We start from the raw sequence: 16,223 nt of genomic DNA on the forward strand, positions 1-16,223 counted from the left end.
AAACGCCGCCATTTATGGCGGCGTTTTTGTTTGTGCGTTACGGCCTGGCCAGTGGTCCAATTTAACCGCCGTAGAAAAGCCATCTTGATTTCATGTTTGACTGAGATGTGCCTGATATAGCTGACCCGTTGGATCTGTCGGCCCGGTAAGGCACGCGAATTCAAAGCCGTTCGAAAGCGTGTGCCATGCAGAAATTCCGCCCCACAATTGCCAGTGGACCGCTGTGCCTTTTAACAGCACTCTACATTCTCATTTTCACAAACAGGTCCTTCTGGCATGCAATCAGCACTTATTATGCTGATGCGCCATTAAGGCTTGCAGGCATACTGACTGCGCTGTTGCTGCTGCACGTGGCGCTCTTTGTGCTGTTTTCGGCAAAATACGTCATCAAGCCGATGCTTATCGTATTCGTGATAATTGCAGCCGGTGGTTCTTATTTCACGGATACATTTGGCACGATCATCGACAAGAATGTCATTGAAGCGGCGCTTACAACCACGCAGGCTGAGTCCGGGGCATTGCTGACACCAAGCTTCCTATGGCACATGCTGTTTTACGGTGTTGTTCCGTCGCTGTTGATTGTTTGGGTGCGCGTTAAGCACCGTCGGCTGCTTGGAAAGTTGATGGTCAATGCAGGCGTCATCTTCACTTGCCTCATTGCCGCTGTCGTCATACTCGGGACAAACTATGCGGCCTATTCATCCATGTTCCGTGAACATGGCGCTGATATCATACAGAAGCTTATGCCAAGCACTCCGATCACCAGCACGATCCAATATGTTTCGCATGTGTATAAAAATCGCGATATCCCGATGCAACCGCTGGGTTTGGATGCCAAACAGACACTGACGCAATTGCCAGCAGGCAAAAAACTGGTCACGGTTGTGGTTGTGGGTGAAACGGCGCGTGCGCAGAATTTCAGCCTCAATGGCTATGACCGTGAAACCAATCCGGAATTGAAGAAGCGCGACGTCGTTGCCTTTACTGATACGACGAGCTGTGGCACGGAAACTTCCGTTTCAGTGCCTTGCATGTTTTCGCCTTTCACCCGCGATGACTATTCCAATACAAAGTTCCGAGGCTCGGAAAACCTGATGGATGTGCTCAAACATGCAGGCGTTGAAGTCAGCTGGTACGAGAATAATACCGGCAGCAAAGGCGTTGCTGAGCGGATCAAGCTGATTGATTTGCAGGGCGCGCAGGACAAGCGCTATTGCGAAGGCGGTGAGTGTATCGATCAGATACTGGTAGATAGTCTGTCAAAAGAGCTGAACGAAGTTTCCGGCAATGCGACAATCGTTCTGCACATGACGGGCAGTCACGGCCCGGCTTATTATCGCCGCTATCCGACAGAATATGCAGGCTTCAAACCGGATTGCCGCTCCAACGATTTCGCTAAATGTTCGCAGGAAGAGATCGTCAACGCCTATGATAATTCGATCCTATACACGGATCATATTCTGTCCGAGGTGATTGATCTTCTCAAAGCGCATGAGGACAAATTTGCTTCCGCGATGATCTATATGTCCGACCATGGCGAGTCGCTTGGTGAGGACGGCCTATACCTCCACGCGGCTCCCTATTTCATCGCGCCATCGCAGCAGACTCATATACCGTTCATCACGTGGTTTGCGCCGGAATATGTGTCTGATACGGGCTTGAATCTGGATTGTCTGCGCAAGACGACGGCAGAACCGTCATCGCATGACAATCTGTTCCACACGGTGCTTGGTATGATGGCGGTCAAGACTTCCGCCTATGACCAGACGCTTGATCGTTTTGCCGCTTGTCGGACGCCGCATAAGGTGGCATCGAATTAAATGAAAAGCCCCGCTCTTTGAGCGGGACTTTTGTTTGTTTCACGCATTATCCCACGCAAAACCGCTTCGCACTTTTTGCTGGAAATGCTTTAAACGTAGCGGTTGACCACGTTTTCCAGATACTCCTGACGACCGGATCGTGGCTGCGGATTGATGTCTTTTGTTTCGACTTCTGAAGCAATCTGTTCCAGCGACATGCCGGTTGCGACTTTCTTGCCGAAATCGCCAGACCATCCGGCATAGCGCTCATCAAGTGGCTTCGATAGTGCGCCGTCTTCCAACATGCGGGCAGCAGCTTTAAGGCCACGTGCACAGCAATCCATGCCGCCGATATGGCCGATCAACAGATCTTGCGGGTCGAGCGACTGGCGACGCAGCTTGGCATCGAAATTGGTGCCGCCATTTTTGAAGCCGCCGTCGAGCAGCACCTGATAATAGGCGAGCGCCATTTCCGGCACATTGTTTGGGAACTGATCTGTATCCCAGCCCGACTGATAATCGTTGCGGTTCATGTCAATGGAACCGAGAATGCCGAGGCTGCGGGCCAGCGCCAGCTCATGCTCGAACGAATGACCGGCAAGAATTGCATGGCCCTGTTCGATATTGACCTTCACTTCGTTTTCGAGGCCATAGCGCTTGAGGAAACCGTAAACCGTTGCGACATCATAATCATACTGATGCTTGGTTGGTTCCTGTGGCTTTGGCTCAATCAGGATCGTGCCCTTGAAGCCGATCTTGTGCTTGTATTCGACCACGAGGTTGAGGAAGCGGCCCATATTGTCGAGCTCGCGTGTCAAATCGGTATTGAGAAGGGTTTCATAACCTTCACGACCACCCCAAAGCACGTAATTGTCACCGCCAAGACGCTTGGTTGCGTCGAGACAGGTTTTGACTGTGGCTGCTGCAAAAGCGAACACTTCCGGATCAGGATTGGTTGCAGCACCAGACATATAGCGGCGATGTGAGAAGAGATTGGCTGTGCCCCATAGAAGCTTGATGCCGGTTTCGGCCTGCTTCTGCTCAAAAACATCGACGATCGCTTCGAGGTTTTTGGTGTTCTCAGCGAAGCTATCGCCTTCCGGACGGACGTCGGCGTCGTGGAAGCAATAGAAAGGTGCACCGAGAAGCGAGAAGAATTCAAACGCCACATCGGCCTTCAGCTTTGCAGCTTTGAGGTCGTCCTTATACCAGGGGCGGTCGAAGGTACGTCCGCCAAAAGGATCGCCACCCTCCCATGCAAATGTATGCCAATAGGCGACCGCAAAGCGCAGGTGGTCTTCCAGACGTTTGCCAAGAACAATCTCGTCTGGATTGTAATGACGGAATGCCAGCGGATTGTCGCTGTCTGGTCCTTCGTAACGTATTTTCTGGATGTCGCCGAAAAATCCGGTGCTCATCATGCTCCTCCAATGTTGATGCTGGTGACGCTGTGGTCCTGCTTGTTAAGCGAGTGGACGCAGCGCGGGATAAAGTGCGTGGTAGCGCTGATAAGCTTCGTTGTAAGACGAGATCAGCGACTGTTCGGGTTCAATCGTGCGGGCTGTGCGTGGCGGTGTGCAGATCGCAAAAGGATCGGCGCCACTTGCAGCAATCAGGCCTAGGCGCGCGGCACCGAATGCAGCACCGAAGTCGCCTTCCTCGGGAAGTGAAATCGGAACATTCAATGCGGTGGCAATTGATTTCAGCCAATAGCCAGACCTTGAGCCGCCACCAACTGCGATCAGCGATTTGATCTCCGTGCCTGCCGATTGCAGTGCTACGAGATTGTCACGAATGGCAAAGGCCACGCCTTCAAGCACAGCCTGCGTCATCGCCTTGCGGTCTGTTTCATGCTCAAGGCCGCTGAAGACACCGCGAATTTTTGCGTCATTGTAAGGCGTGCGTTCACCAGAAAGATAAGGCAGGAATGTTACACTCCCAGGTGCCTTGAGTGTGTCGCCAAGCTCGGAATCGAGCGCATGCGGGGTTGCGCCAACGATTTGGGAAAACCAGTCGAGCGCGCTCGCGGCAGACAGGATGACGCCCATCTGGTGCCATGTGTGGGGAAGGGCATGGCAGAACGCGTGTACGGCACTTTCAGGCTTTGGCTGGTAGGCACCATTGGCGGCAAACAACACGCCGGATGTGCCGAGTGAAACGAAAGCATGGCCGGGCTGGACCGTTCCCATGCCACAGGCTGAGGCTGCGTTGTCGCCTGCGCCACCTGCAACGACAGGAGCATTTGTAAGCCCCCAACGGGCGGTGAGTTCGGCGCGCAAGGTGCCAGTTGCATCGCTGCCTTCGGCAAGCTTAGGCATATGGTTTTCAGTCAGCCCGGTTTTTGATAAAAGCTCAGTCGACCATTTGCGCGCGCCGGTATCGAGCCAGCTTGTGCCCGCCGAATCCGACATGTCAGATACATGTTCGCCGGTCAGCCAGAGACGCAGATAATCCTTTGGCAGAAGAACCTTGCGGGTGCGCGCAAAAACATCCGGCTCATTGCGGGCAACCCAAACGAGTTTAGGCGCTGTGAAACCCGGAAAAACGATGTTGCCGGTGATCGCGCGGAAGGCCGGATCGGCATCAAGTTCTGCCGCTTCTTTATAGGCGCGTGTATCATTCCACAGGATACAAGGGCGAAGCACCTGATCGCTTTCATCAAGCAAAGTCGCGCCATGCATCTGACCGGAAAGGCCGATGCCTGCAACGGCTGCAAACTCTTTTGGATGCGCTGCGCGCAGGCCGTCAATGGCTGTTTCGCATGCCCTGATCCATTGTGCAGGATCTTGTTCGCTCCAGCCGTGGTGCGGGCGTGAAACATCAAGTTCACCATGGGCAGAGCCAATCAACTTCTGTTCGCTGTCGATCAGAAGCGCCTTTACGCCGGATGTTCCAAGATCAAGGCCGAGATACATAGTCGCTCCTGTGGAATTGTCGTTTGGCCTGCGCCTCAGTCGAGTTGTGGCAGGTTGTCTTTGAGAAAGATTTCGATGCGGATGTGTTCCTGTCCCGGCACAATGGCGAGGCGATCCGCCGTTGCTTTGAGAACACGAATGGCACTGCGGATTTCATGGCCCGCGTCTTGCGCAAGTACCGCATGCACAAGACCGTCTTTCAGTGCCTGCGATGTGATATCGTCGCGTTCATGGGCGATGACCAGGGGCCGACTGTCATTTCGGGAGGCCGCGAGTGCCCGGATTAGTCCACTGTTACCTGCACCTAAGCTATAAATTCCCTCGAGGTCTTTTCGCTTTTCAAGGAGTTCAAGCACAAGCTTTTCAACGCGCGCGCCTTCATCGAAGCCCTCCAGAACCGGCAGAATCTCACGCCCGGAAAAGTCGGTTTCCATAGCACTTTTGAAGCCTTCAAAACGCTCCTGATGGTCGTGCACTTTCAGCGAGCCAGCGATAACCGCAATGGCACCATCGGTACCGCTTGCAAAAAGGCCCAACAAGCGTGCCGCAGTGCGGCCAGCAGCACCATTATCGATGCCGACATAATGTGCGCGGGATGAATTGCCGAGGTCGGAAACAAGCGTAACCGCATGAACGCCCTGTTCTGCAAGGCGTAAACAGGCGTCGCGTACCGGGTCGGTGTCGACCGCAACAAAGGCGACACCATCGGGTTTGCGTTCTGCACTTGCATCCAATGCTCTAACAAGGGCTGCGTCATCAAATGCCGGCACAAGCACGAGATTGATGAGAACACGCTCGGAGAGCCCGCGTTCTGTTGCCGCTTCAAGCTCTGCGCGAAGGCTCTGCATGAAGGTGTTTTCATTATCCGGCAAAATGAAATCGAACTGATAAAGCCGCCCACGCGCAAGATTGGCAGCACCCACATCACGCACATAGCCAAGCGTGTTCATCGCGTCCGTAACACGGTCGCGGGTCTTTGCTCTCACACCAGGGCGATCGTTCAGCACACGGTCAACCGTGGCGAGACTGACGCCCGCAGTTCTGGCTATATCATGCACGGTAGGTTTCATTCTCACTCCTCGGAGCGGAACATAGGATCAAAAATGAGGTACGTAAATCAAAAAATGCTTGCTATTCATTTTTGTTCACGTATCAATTGCATCCGAGGATGAGATCTTGCACCTTCACGGGTGAGACTCACTGGAGTGGTCTTGGTGCATTGCACCGCAGGGAGGATCAGCCAGATATGAAATCAAGCAGCTTCGTCAGGAGCTGCTTTGTCGTGCCAGACTCCGGGGGCGGGTTCGTTCGGGGCGAGGAATTTATATCAACCGGCATAATGCCGGCGGTGATTGGAGGAACAGTGCATGAAACGTCGTAATTTTCTAACAGGCGCGTTGGTTGCAGCAGCTCTCGGCATTGGAGCAATGGGTGCAACACCAGCTTTTGCATCGCCGGAAAATCCGGTTATCGGTTTTTCCATTGACGATCTGCGCGTTGAGCGCTGGGCGCGCGACCGCGATTATTTCATCGCGGCAGCAGAGAAGCTCGGTGCCAAAGTCAATGTTCAGTCGGCTGACGGCAACGAAGAAAAGCAGGTCAAGCAGGTCGAAAACCTGATCTCGCAGGGCGTCGATGCCATCGTGATCGTGCCGATGAATTCAAAGGTCTTTGACGCGGTTGTTGCCGACGCAAAGGCTTCCGGCATCAAGGTTCTTTCCTATGACCGTCTGATCCTCAATGCCGATATCGACGCTTACATTTCCTTCGACAATGAGCGCGTTGGTTTCATGCAGGCAGAGGCTGTGCTGAAGGCAAAGCCGGAAGGCAATTATTACCTGCTCGGCGGATCGCCTACCGACAACAACGCGAAGCTGCTTCGCGCTGGTCAGGAACGGGCGCTGAAAGAAGCTGTTGATTCAGGTAAGGTCAAGATCGTTGGCTCGCAGTGGGTCAAGGAATGGAGCCCGACTGAAGCACTTTCGATCATGGAAAACGCGCTGACCGCTGCACAGAACAAGGTTGACGCGGTTGTTGCTTCCAATGATGGTACTGCTGGTGGTGCAATTCAGGCACTTGCAGCACAGGGCCTTGCTGGCAAGACTGCTGTTTCCGGTCAGGATAGCGATCTGGCAGCCGTGAAGCGTCTGGTTGATGGTACGCAGACCGTTACGGTTTACAAGCCACTCAAGCTGATCGCTGAAGAAGCAGCCAAGCTCACCGTGCAGATGGTGAAGGGCGAAAAGCCGGAATTCAACGGCAAGATCGACAACGGCTCCAAGGAAGTTGATACGCTTCTCCTCACGCCAACGGCTGTGACCAAGGACAATATCGACATCTACGTGACCGACGGCTTCTACACCAAGGAGCAGATCGAAGGGAAATAAGCCCTCTTTTCTGCAAAGCTGAGAATAAAATGCGGGGCCGGATGTTGGGAATTCATGCTTCCGACGTCTGGCCTCACATCAAGTTTGTCAGGCCTGTCTTTGACAGCGTTGTCGGCTAGAACTCTCCAGATGAGTGGCTTTCAGGAGCCTTCTTAGGGCTCAGCATCGAGCCAAGTTTTGAAAATACTGCAAGGTCGTTGTTGATGTCCGAATATCTTTTGGAAATGCGAAACATCGGTAAAGAGTTCAACGGCGTGAAGGCGCTGGATGGCATTTACCTGAAAGTGCGCGCGGGAGAATGTGTCGGACTGTGCGGCGAAAACGGGGCGGGCAAGTCCACCCTGATGAAAGTGCTTTCGGGTGTTTATCCCTATGGCACATGGACTGGCGAGATATTCTGGGAAGGCAACGAACTAAAGGCGAGCGGCATTCGTGACACGGAAGCCGCCGGTATCGTCATCATCCATCAGGAGCTGATGATGGTGCCGCATCTGTCCGTGGCTGAAAATATCTTTCTGGGTTCCGAGCCAACCAATGGCGGATTCATCGATTATGATCAGATGAATGCGCGGGCGACGGAACTGCTCGCACGCCTCAAGATCCATGACATCAATGTTGCATTGCCCGTTTATCATTACTCCGGCGGTAAGCAGCAATTGATTGAGATCGCAAAAGCGATCAACAAAAACGCCAAGCTGCTGATCCTTGACGAGCCAACCTCGGCGCTGACCGCATCTGAAACGCGGGTGCTGCTTGACCTGATCAAAGACTTCAAAGCGCAAGGCATGGCTTGCGTTTATATCTCGCACAAGCTCGATGAAGTGGCGGAGATTTCCGACACTGTGACAGTCATCCGTGACGGCGCGCATATCGCGACGAGGCCAATGGCTGAATTGACCACACCTGACATCATCACCATGATGGTGGGGCGCGAGATGAAGAACCTCTTCCCGCGCGAGCCGCATAACATTGGTGAGGTGATGTTTGAAGCCCGCAATGTGAGCTGCTGGGACGTGACCAATCCCGACCGCAAGGTGGTCGACAATGTTTCCTTTGCGCTCAGGCGTGGCGAGATTTTGGGCATTGCGGGTCTTGTGGGTGCGGGGCGCACCGAACTCGTATCGAGCCTGTTTGGTGTGTGGCCGGGAGCCCATGAGGGGCAGGTCTTTCTTGACGGCAAAGAAATCAAAATCCGTACGCCGCGCGATGCTGTGCGACAGGGCATTTGCATGGTGCCCGAGGACCGTAAGCGCGATGGCATCCTTCCGATCATGCCGGTCGGCCATAATATGACGATCTCTGTGCTGGATCGTTTTTCGCTGCGCGGCCTGATCGATAAGGAATCAGAGCTTGCAACCATTCAGCGCGAGATTTTGCGGCTTAAAGTGAAAACTGCCGATCCAATGCTGGCGATTGCCTCACTATCTGGCGGTAATCAGCAGAAAGCTGTGCTTTCAAAAATGATGCTGCCTGATCCCAAGGTCCTCATACTCGATGAGCCGACACGTGGCGTCGATGTCGGTGCAAAATATGAGATTTATAAGCTGATATTCGCACTCGCTAAACAAGGCGTGGCAATTTTGATGGTTTCGTCGGAAATGCCGGAAGTGCTTGGCATCAGCGATCGTGTCCTTGTGATTGGCGAGGGCAAATTACGCGGCGATTTCCCAAATGAAAATCTCACCCAGGAGAAGGTTCTTGCCGCTGCAATCGGCAAGCCTGCAACCAATGCGGCCTAGTCTTTGAAGACTGATCTGCAACTAATCTAACCGGTGCATGACATGACGTTGACAGGCAAAAGCCTCAGAAAATTCCTCGCAGAATACAAGATCGTGGCGCTGCTGATAGTGGTGGCCCTCATCTGGGCATTCTTTGCCGTAATGACTTATGACCCGGAAATGGGGCGGTCGCAGTTTCTGACAGCGCGCAATTTCTCCAATCTTCTGCGTCAGATGGCGATTACAGGCATGTTGGCTTCGGCGATGGTGTTTGTCATTGTCGCGGGTGAAATCGACCTGTCCGTCGGGGCACTGCTTGGACTTCTTGGTGGTGTCGCGGCGGTGCTCGATGTGGTTTATGGTTGGCCGCTATGGGCCACGGTCAGCACGGTTCTTGTTCTTGGCGTGATCTTGGGCGGCTTTAACGGCTGGCTGACAGCCTATCTCGGTATTCCCTCGTTCATTGTCACGCTTGGTGGGCAATTGGTGTTTCGCGGCATTGTGCTGGGCATCATGGGCGGTGTGACGATTGCGCCGATTTCGCCGGAGTTCAAATATATCGGACAAGGGTATCTGCCCGGCTGGCTTGGCAATGTCTGCGCTATGGTGCTCTTTACGGTCCTTATTCTGATTACGCTCAGAACTCGTGCCAGCAAGCGCAAGCACAGTCTGCAAACCCTTTCACCGGCGATGGAAACTGCGCGTCTTCTTGGCACAGGCGTCCTGATCCTCGGCTTTATTTTGATCCTCAACAGCTATCAGGGCGTGCCAGTTCCAGTTCTGGTGCTGCTGGTCATTCTGGGTGTTTTCACTGTCATTTCGCGGCAGACGGTTTTCGGAAGACACATTTATGCGGTCGGTTCGAACCTTGAAGCCACGCGTTTTTCAGGCGTCAATGTGAATTTCGTCAAAATGGCGGTGTTTGCGCTGATGGGTTTGATGGCTGCGGTTGCCGGTCTGACGACAACGGCGCGTCTTGCGGCTGGGACACCATCTGCAGGCTTTGGCGGTGAACTGGATGCGATTGCGTCCTGCTTTATCGGCGGTACATCAATGCGTGGTGGTGTGGGATCGGTCATTGGTGCGCTGGTCGGCGCGCTGATCATGTCCAGCCTCGACAACGGCATGTCGATGCTGGGGGTCGATACATTCTGGCAGCAGATCATCAAGGGCAGTATTCTGGTGCTGGCCGTTTATCTCGATATCGTTTCGTCAGGCACGCGTCGCGCTTGATAAAAGCGGACGCTTGATGTGGGCGGGGGCGTGTCGCGCAGAACCTTAAAGGTTCTGCGCGACACTATTATTTAGCTTTTTTCATCGCCGCTTGGACGTCCGATGCTGAGCAGCTGATAGATTATCAGAGCTGCAAAAGTGGAGGTGCCAATACCACCCAGCGCAAAATCGCCAATATTGACAGTAAAGTCGCCAGCACCAAAAATCAGCGCCACGCCCACTGTGAAGAGATTGCGCGGGTCGGCGAAATTGACCTTGTTCACCACCCAGATGCGTGCCATCGCGGATGCAATAAGCCCGAAGACCGATACTGCAAGACCTGCGAGAACAGGTGCTGGAATGGTCTGCAGGATTGCGCCGAACTTTGGTGACATGCCGAGTGCAATGGCGACTACGGCAGCGATGACGAAGATCAGGGTCGAATAGACCTTGGTCATGGCCATGACGCCGATATTTTCCGCATAGGTGGTAACACCGGTACCGCCGCCGGAACCGGAAATCATGGTTGCAAGGCCATCTCCCAGAAAGCCGCGACCGATATAGCGGTCCATATTCTGACCTGTGATCGAGCCAAGCGCTTTAATGTGCCCAAGGTTTTCAGCAACAAGAACAATCGCAACAGGTGCAATCAGTGTGATAGCGGGCCAGGTGAAAACCGGCTTTGCAAAAGCGGGCAAACCGAACCATGGAGCTGCACTGACCGCTGAGAAATTGATGCCAGGGACCATGCCGAGACCATTGCCAAAAATCAGCACAAGGCAATAACCAAACAGAAGTGCGAGCAGCACCGCAATGCGTTTGGTGGCAAGCGGACCATAGGCTGAAATCATAGCCATGCAGAGGACCGTCAGCATTGCGATGGTCATATGCGCGCCTGTGCCCTTGAGCTGACCCACAGCCACAGGGGCAAGGTTCAGGCCGATGGCAACGCCGATCGCACCCGTGACAGCAGGCGGCATGAGTTTCTCAACCCAGCCTGTGCCGATCGTCATCACCACCAGACCGATGACGGCATAAAGTGCGCCACAGGCGATGATGCCGCCAAGTGCCAGACCGATATTGGGATTGGGGCCGCTTCCGGAATAGCCGGTGACGGCAATGACGACGGCAATGAAAGCGAAAGACGAGCCGAGATAGCTCGGTACGCGACCGCCGGTCATCAGGAAGAACAACAATGTGCCGATGCCTGAGAAGAACACCGCAACATTCGGATCAAACCCCATAAGTAAGGGGGCGACGATTGTCGAGCCGGACATTGCCAACAGATGCTGGATGCCCATCGGCACAGCCGCTGCTGTCGGAAGCCTTTCATCAGGCAATACTATGCTGTTATTGGTAAGACGCCATTTCGGGAAGTAAGACATAGACCCCTCATACTCATATTTATCAAAGTGCATTTATCCGCATTCCTTGCAGATCGCCAGTGTCTATAAGCATGGGAGAATGCGACCGTGGCGATCGCACAATATTTCCTTTGGAGAAGTGAGTTTGGGAGACAATCTTGAGACCATCTCCCAGATTGACTTCGTTAAACACTGGCCAGTTGATTGAGCTCACTGGCTGCTTTGATTATTGAACCGAGTTTTTCAGAGGTCTGAGTTTGGTTGACGAAGTAGATGTAATGGAAGGCATCGGCTCTTCCGCCAATCAGGCAGATATCCTGACGGCTCCACTCCCATCCCAGGGCATCAAGTGTCTTTTCAAACTCGGGTGATGCAGTTGCAGACCAGAAACTCGCTATACCGTTAGATGTGAGTGCGTTTTCTACCACAGTCAGACCGTGATCTGCATAAATTGCATCATTCGTGCTTCGGACCAGAAAATCAGGACCATTATCGGTATCCATCAAAATCAGATCATATGTCGCCTGGTTCTGACTGAGGGTATCCATTACATCGCCGATCCGAATTTTCACGCGGTAGTCATGAAGCGGGAAACCAGCCAAGTGGCCAATGCGAGAACGATTCCATTCCACTATTTCAGGCACGAGCTCACAGACCGTAACCTCGGTATCAATCGGGAGATAATCCAGAGCAGCCCGGAGCGTGAAACCCATACCGAGTCCGCCAATCAGGACTCTCTTCGGGGCACGGTCAAGCAGCCTCAGCGATCGTTCCGCCAGAACGGTCTCAGATTGGAAGTTGATATTCGACATGAGTTCCAGACCATTATATCGGATCTCGAAAATATCGTCTCTTTGGCGCAAGAGAATTTCGTCGCCAGCATCATTGCTGGCACGCGCCAATTCAGTCCAGATAGCCATAATAAATCCCAAACGTTGGAACTACCGGTCGCCCGGCAGGACTTTTCGTATTCAGTGTGACTGGAATTTGAGGGTCGCTGCGGGGCTAAGCGCGCAGCAACCCAATGGCATCGTCCGACTTGGCGTCCATCATCAGAGGAAAGGCCGACTGGTTATTCGAGATAACGAGTGAAAGCAGTGTATTTCGAAAATTAGCCGTCATGTCCCCAGACTGAATTGCTCACCACGATAGTATGGCTCTGCCTTAGGTCTAGGAAATAGCCAGACCTTTTGCAAGTTAGACGGACTGCAACTGCGAAGCCGAAGTGAGACTGATGGGAGAACAGGAGGGTGGAACGATTCTGTGCCGACGCCGACATTGGCGAAATGATAATCTTAATTCGATCTGGGGGATAGTCTCTACACATCTACGCACTATCTGACTCCCTGCACTGGATTGGTTCCAAGGAGGAAATGACAATGCAGCACAGAATCCACGAGAATATGGAAGTGATAGGAGCGGATGGCGTTCATGTTGGAACGGTCGATCGGCTTGAAGGGAATCGTATCAAGCTGAAGAAAACTGACAATTCGGAAGCCCACCGAAATCATCATCATTATATCGAACTTGGCTTTGTGGCCGATATAGAGAGCGACGATAAGGTCCGGCTATCAGCCAATGCCGATGTGGCGGTGACTCTTGAAGAAGAAGACTCTGGAAAGCCGGTTGATCTCTGAGGATTCGGGTTTTGCGCCAAAGAAAGGCGGCCTCTTCCGATGAAGGGCGCCTTTCTTTTGTGAAACCAAGCTGCGCTTACTATTGTTGAGGGATTGCCGATGTTCTCAGCACGCGCAATCACAGTGACTGAAAGCCTGATCTATCTGCCTGATATCTCGGACAGTAACATGCGGATAGAATTTCGTGACTTGCCCTCCTTCATCAGAAGGAGGATTGTAACTAGATAACATTGAGCAAAGAAGGCAGAAAGATCATGATCAATTTCAAAGCATTTACGTCGATGGGCGTGATCGCCTTGCTGTCATTTTCTCTGTCTGGATGCGTGAGCGAGTCGTATTCCTACGATGGTTATCGTAATTATGGTCCTGCATATGGTGATTTCTATTCTGGACCAGATATTATTTACCGTAGCGGGCCGAGGTATAACTCAAGGTATTATCGAGATGATCGTTACTACCGTGATAGATCATACCGCGACAGATCATATCGGGACAGATCAGACCGCGAAAGAACCCGCCCACGACCGGAGCAGCGCACTGATTATTCCAGACCTGCCAATCGCTCCGATAAACGGCTTATCGTTGTGCCGAGGAACGACCAGCCAAACAACACTTCAGTCAACTCAGGTGCAGTTCGTATCATAAAAAGAGAGTCTCAAAACTAAAGCGATCCCCAAAAGTGGGTGCGGGTTTGGGATATAAGGTTCATAAAACAAAGACTTAAAGCGTGTCTCATGGATATGATAAAACACGACACGCTTTAGAGTTTGATCGTGGTTTCGCGCAACTTGATTGTGGGTGTAAGCAAAATTGAGCGTTGCGGTGCATCTGTTCCCAAAAGTGTGGCGACGGCGTTCTCAGCTATTGCCTTAACAGGCTGCACAATCGTCGAAAGGCGTGGTGTGGTAAGACGAGCCAGCGGAATGTCGTCGAAGCCAATGATGGAAACATCGCGGGGAATGGAGATGCCGTAATCAGACGCCCCGCGCATGATGCCAATTGCCTGCTGATCACTGGAGGCTGCGATAGCTGTCGGCAACTCTTCCCGCTTTCGCATAAAGAGTTGCGCGGCCAATGCCTCGCCTGAATTATAGTCGAAACCAGCTTCCAGCAATTCGGGCATAGGCATCTCTGCCTCTCCAGATTGAATGGCACGTTGGCAATAATCCATAAACCCTTTCCGCCGTTCAGCGGAGATTGTCAGATTGGATGGGCCAGAAATATAGCTAATCTTTCGGTGTCCAAGTCCAAGTAGGTGACGCGCCGCCAGTTCTCCGCCTGCATAATGATCGACCGCAACAAGTGGGTGACTACCGTAGGGGCGATCAAGTGCAATTGTTCGAATTGAACCCGTCAAAGAGCTGAGAGAGTGGGCATTGACGGGAATAATCAGAAAACCTGCGGGCAGGTGCGCTCGCAGCCCGAGTATCTGTTGTTCTTCACGCGCCGGGTCGCCATGCGTATCTGCCAAAACGACAAGATGCCCATAGCTATAAGCCGCAGCCTCAATGCGCTGAGCCAGCTCAGAGAAATACGGGTTGGTTATATCGGGCAAGACAAGCGCGATCATATTGGTGCGGTGTCGCCGCAATCCTCGCGCAAGATTGTTCGGTCGGTATCCAAGCGCAGAGACTGCCTCGCCGACCGCTTCGCGCATTTTAGGTGTGACGGAAGGATTGTTGCTCAGCACGCGCGAAACCGTTCCGACCGATACGCCAGCCCGCTTCGCAACATCCTTTATCGTCGCCATGAATGCCTGTCCTGCAAATTACTTTCTTGCCTCTCCCATAAATCGAGAGAGGCAAGGAATTAAAGCATTTCCAGCAAAAGTGCGAAGTGGTTTTGCGTTGGATAATGCGTAAAAAAGTAGATAGAGCGGTTCCAACGATTAAGTCTTAACTGGAGCCGCTCTAAGTTCTATTTGTCGAACTTGATTGGCACTGGACGCTGCATCAAATCCACATAGAGATCAAAGAAGCGCTTTTTGTCGAATTCTTTGACAACTTTCATCTTTTGCAATAGCGGCGTCGGCTGCTTCTGCCAATAGCCAAGAGTACGCCCATAGCCTGGGCCAAAAGCGATATCGACGTCCATATAAAGATCGTCCACTTTCGTTGCGTAGCTCGGGTCAATTGCATAGGCCAGAGCGAGCGTATCAAAGACGCTTGCGCCGGCTTTCGGGTCTTTCGCAAAGGTCTCAGCCATCCAGCTATCTGCAAAAAGCTTTTGAACTGGTCCATCACCTGCAGTCACCCGGTCAAATGTCTCTTTATCAAGCTGCGTGATATCGGTGACATCCAGCGGAATCATAGCCTGTTCAATTGGCGCGCGCATGACGATACGTGCGGCTTCCGGATCGACCCAGACATTCATTTCGGCTGCTGGTGTCGTGTTGCCTTTTACGTCGACAGCGCCCGCCATATACACGATGCGTTTGATAAGCGGCACAATCTCCGGATTCTTGCGAATGGCCAGAGCGACATTTGTGACAGGACCAATAACCAGAAGCGTTACTTCATTCGGGTTGGCCTTGACCGTATTGACTATAAAATCGACTGCGTCTTCTTTTTCGAGTATTGCCTTTTTTGCAAAGCCATCCGGCGGAGCGATCAAGTCTTTTTCGGTCGGTTCGGGACGATGAAAAGCCGTCTTGTAGCTCTCGCCAAAGCCAAACAGCGCTCGCTCGCTTTCAAAGCTGCGGGGATCATGTACCAACGGTAGGTTGGCTCCCGCATAGACACCAACTTTATCCTCGATACCCAGGCGTTCTACGGCGCGAAGCGCATCGGCCACTTCCTGCTTTAGCCAGTTATTGCCTGTGACAACAGTGACGCCCAGGAGATCAATGGTGCCTTGCTTGTAGAGCTGTGCAGCCATGATCAGGACCTGACCATCGTCACCAATTGTGCTGAAATCGGTATCAATGATCATTTTTTCAGTGGCGGCTTGTGCCGGTAGCACGAGTAAAGTGCTCGCTGCTATACAAATGGCGGCTAGTAATCGTTTCATTGAAAACTCCTCCTCTTCTCCCAAAGACCGAGCCGTCCCTTTTGGAATAATGTTACATTTTCCAAATGAAACGGTTCATCTTGTAAACGTAACAACTGAAAATTCTCTTGTCCAGCAGTTCAGACAACGTGATGTGGCTTGAAAATCTGATCATTACTTCAGTGAAGTCGCAAAAATTGGGA

General features: G+C 52.6%; 12 protein-coding genes. 5 read left to right on the top strand and 7 right to left on the bottom strand.

Features of this window, described 5'->3' with window-relative positions; translation table 11 throughout:
• Positions 1-185: 185 nt before the first annotated feature.
• Entirely contained in the window at positions 186-1,820 is a 1,635-nt protein-coding gene (locus ACSME1_RS14605) for a phosphoethanolamine transferase (protein ID WP_024897663.1), read from the top strand.
• Positions 1,821-1,909: 89 nt separating this feature from the next.
• On the opposite strand, the gene xylA is transcribed toward ACSME1_RS14605, so the two are convergent.
• The 3 genes from xylA to ACSME1_RS14620 are packed head-to-tail and all read right to left on the bottom strand — an operon-like array spanning position 1,910 to position 5,784.
• Positions 1,910-3,217 (bottom strand): xylose isomerase, encoded by a 1,308-nt coding sequence (xylA, locus tag ACSME1_RS14610; RefSeq protein ID WP_024897664.1) that lies wholly within the window; start codon positions 3,215-3,217, stop codon positions 1,910-1,912.
• A 45-nt stretch (positions 3,218-3,262) separates the two neighbouring features.
• Positions 3,263-4,714 carry a xylulokinase gene (gene xylB, locus ACSME1_RS14615; protein ID WP_024897665.1) on the bottom strand — a complete coding sequence of 484 codons (1,452 nt, stop codon included), beginning with the start codon at positions 4,712-4,714 and terminating at the stop codon, positions 3,263-3,265.
• A gap of 35 nt (positions 4,715-4,749) precedes the next feature.
• On the bottom strand, positions 4,750-5,784 hold the full coding sequence (locus ACSME1_RS14620) for a LacI family DNA-binding transcriptional regulator (protein ID WP_024897666.1): 1,035 nt from the start codon (positions 5,782-5,784) through the stop codon (positions 4,750-4,752).
• Positions 5,785-6,081: 297 nt separating this feature from the next.
• Between ACSME1_RS14620 and xylF the strand changes: the two genes are divergently transcribed.
• The 3 genes from xylF (at position 6,082) to ACSME1_RS14635 (ending at position 10,052) form a co-directional block, all read left to right on the top strand.
• On the top strand, positions 6,082-7,101 hold the full coding sequence (gene xylF, locus ACSME1_RS14625) for a D-xylose ABC transporter substrate-binding protein (RefSeq protein ID WP_024897667.1): 1,020 nt from the start codon (positions 6,082-6,084) through the stop codon (positions 7,099-7,101).
• 203 nt (positions 7,102-7,304) lie between these two features.
• On the top strand, positions 7,305-8,840 hold the full coding sequence (locus ACSME1_RS14630) for a xylose ABC transporter ATP-binding protein (RefSeq protein ID WP_024897668.1): 1,536 nt from the start codon (positions 7,305-7,307) through the stop codon (positions 8,838-8,840).
• 42 nt (positions 8,841-8,882) lie between these two features.
• Positions 8,883-10,052, top strand: a complete 1,170-nt coding sequence (locus ACSME1_RS14635) for a sugar ABC transporter permease (protein ID WP_024897669.1) — start codon at positions 8,883-8,885, stop codon at positions 10,050-10,052.
• A 71-nt stretch (positions 10,053-10,123) separates the two neighbouring features.
• Here the strand turns inward: ACSME1_RS14635 and ACSME1_RS14640 are convergent, their stop codons facing one another.
• Positions 10,124-11,416 carry a solute carrier family 23 protein gene (locus tag ACSME1_RS14640; protein WP_024897670.1) on the bottom strand — a complete coding sequence of 431 codons (1,293 nt, stop codon included), beginning with the start codon at positions 11,414-11,416 and terminating at the stop codon, positions 10,124-10,126.
• Between the two features lie 164 nt (positions 11,417-11,580).
• The gene (locus ACSME1_RS14645) at positions 11,581-12,315 is read right to left on the bottom strand and encodes a spermidine synthase (protein WP_024897671.1); all 735 of its coding nucleotides are present in this window, start codon (positions 12,313-12,315) and stop codon (positions 11,581-11,583) included.
• Between the two features lie 459 nt (positions 12,316-12,774).
• Between ACSME1_RS14645 and ACSME1_RS14650 the strand changes: the two genes are divergently transcribed.
• A complete protein-coding gene (locus ACSME1_RS14650; RefSeq protein ID WP_024897672.1) occupies positions 12,775-13,032 on the top strand; it encodes a DUF2171 domain-containing protein in 258 nt (85 codons plus the stop codon).
• A gap of 760 nt (positions 13,033-13,792) precedes the next feature.
• Here ACSME1_RS14650 and ACSME1_RS14655 read toward each other — a convergent pair.
• On the bottom strand, positions 13,793-14,782 hold the full coding sequence (locus tag ACSME1_RS14655) for a LacI family DNA-binding transcriptional regulator (protein ID WP_024897675.1): 990 nt from the start codon (positions 14,780-14,782) through the stop codon (positions 13,793-13,795).
• 167 nt (positions 14,783-14,949) lie between these two features.
• Positions 14,950-16,041 carry a nucleoside hydrolase gene (locus ACSME1_RS14660; RefSeq protein ID WP_024897676.1) on the bottom strand — a complete coding sequence of 364 codons (1,092 nt, stop codon included), beginning with the start codon at positions 16,039-16,041 and terminating at the stop codon, positions 14,950-14,952.
• Positions 16,042-16,223: the final 182 nt, after the last annotated feature.

Origin of the sequence: Brucella pituitosa, from assembly GCF_965577835.1 — a bacterium.
GTDB classification, from domain to species: domain Bacteria; phylum Pseudomonadota; class Alphaproteobacteria; order Rhizobiales; family Rhizobiaceae; genus Brucella; species Brucella pituitosa.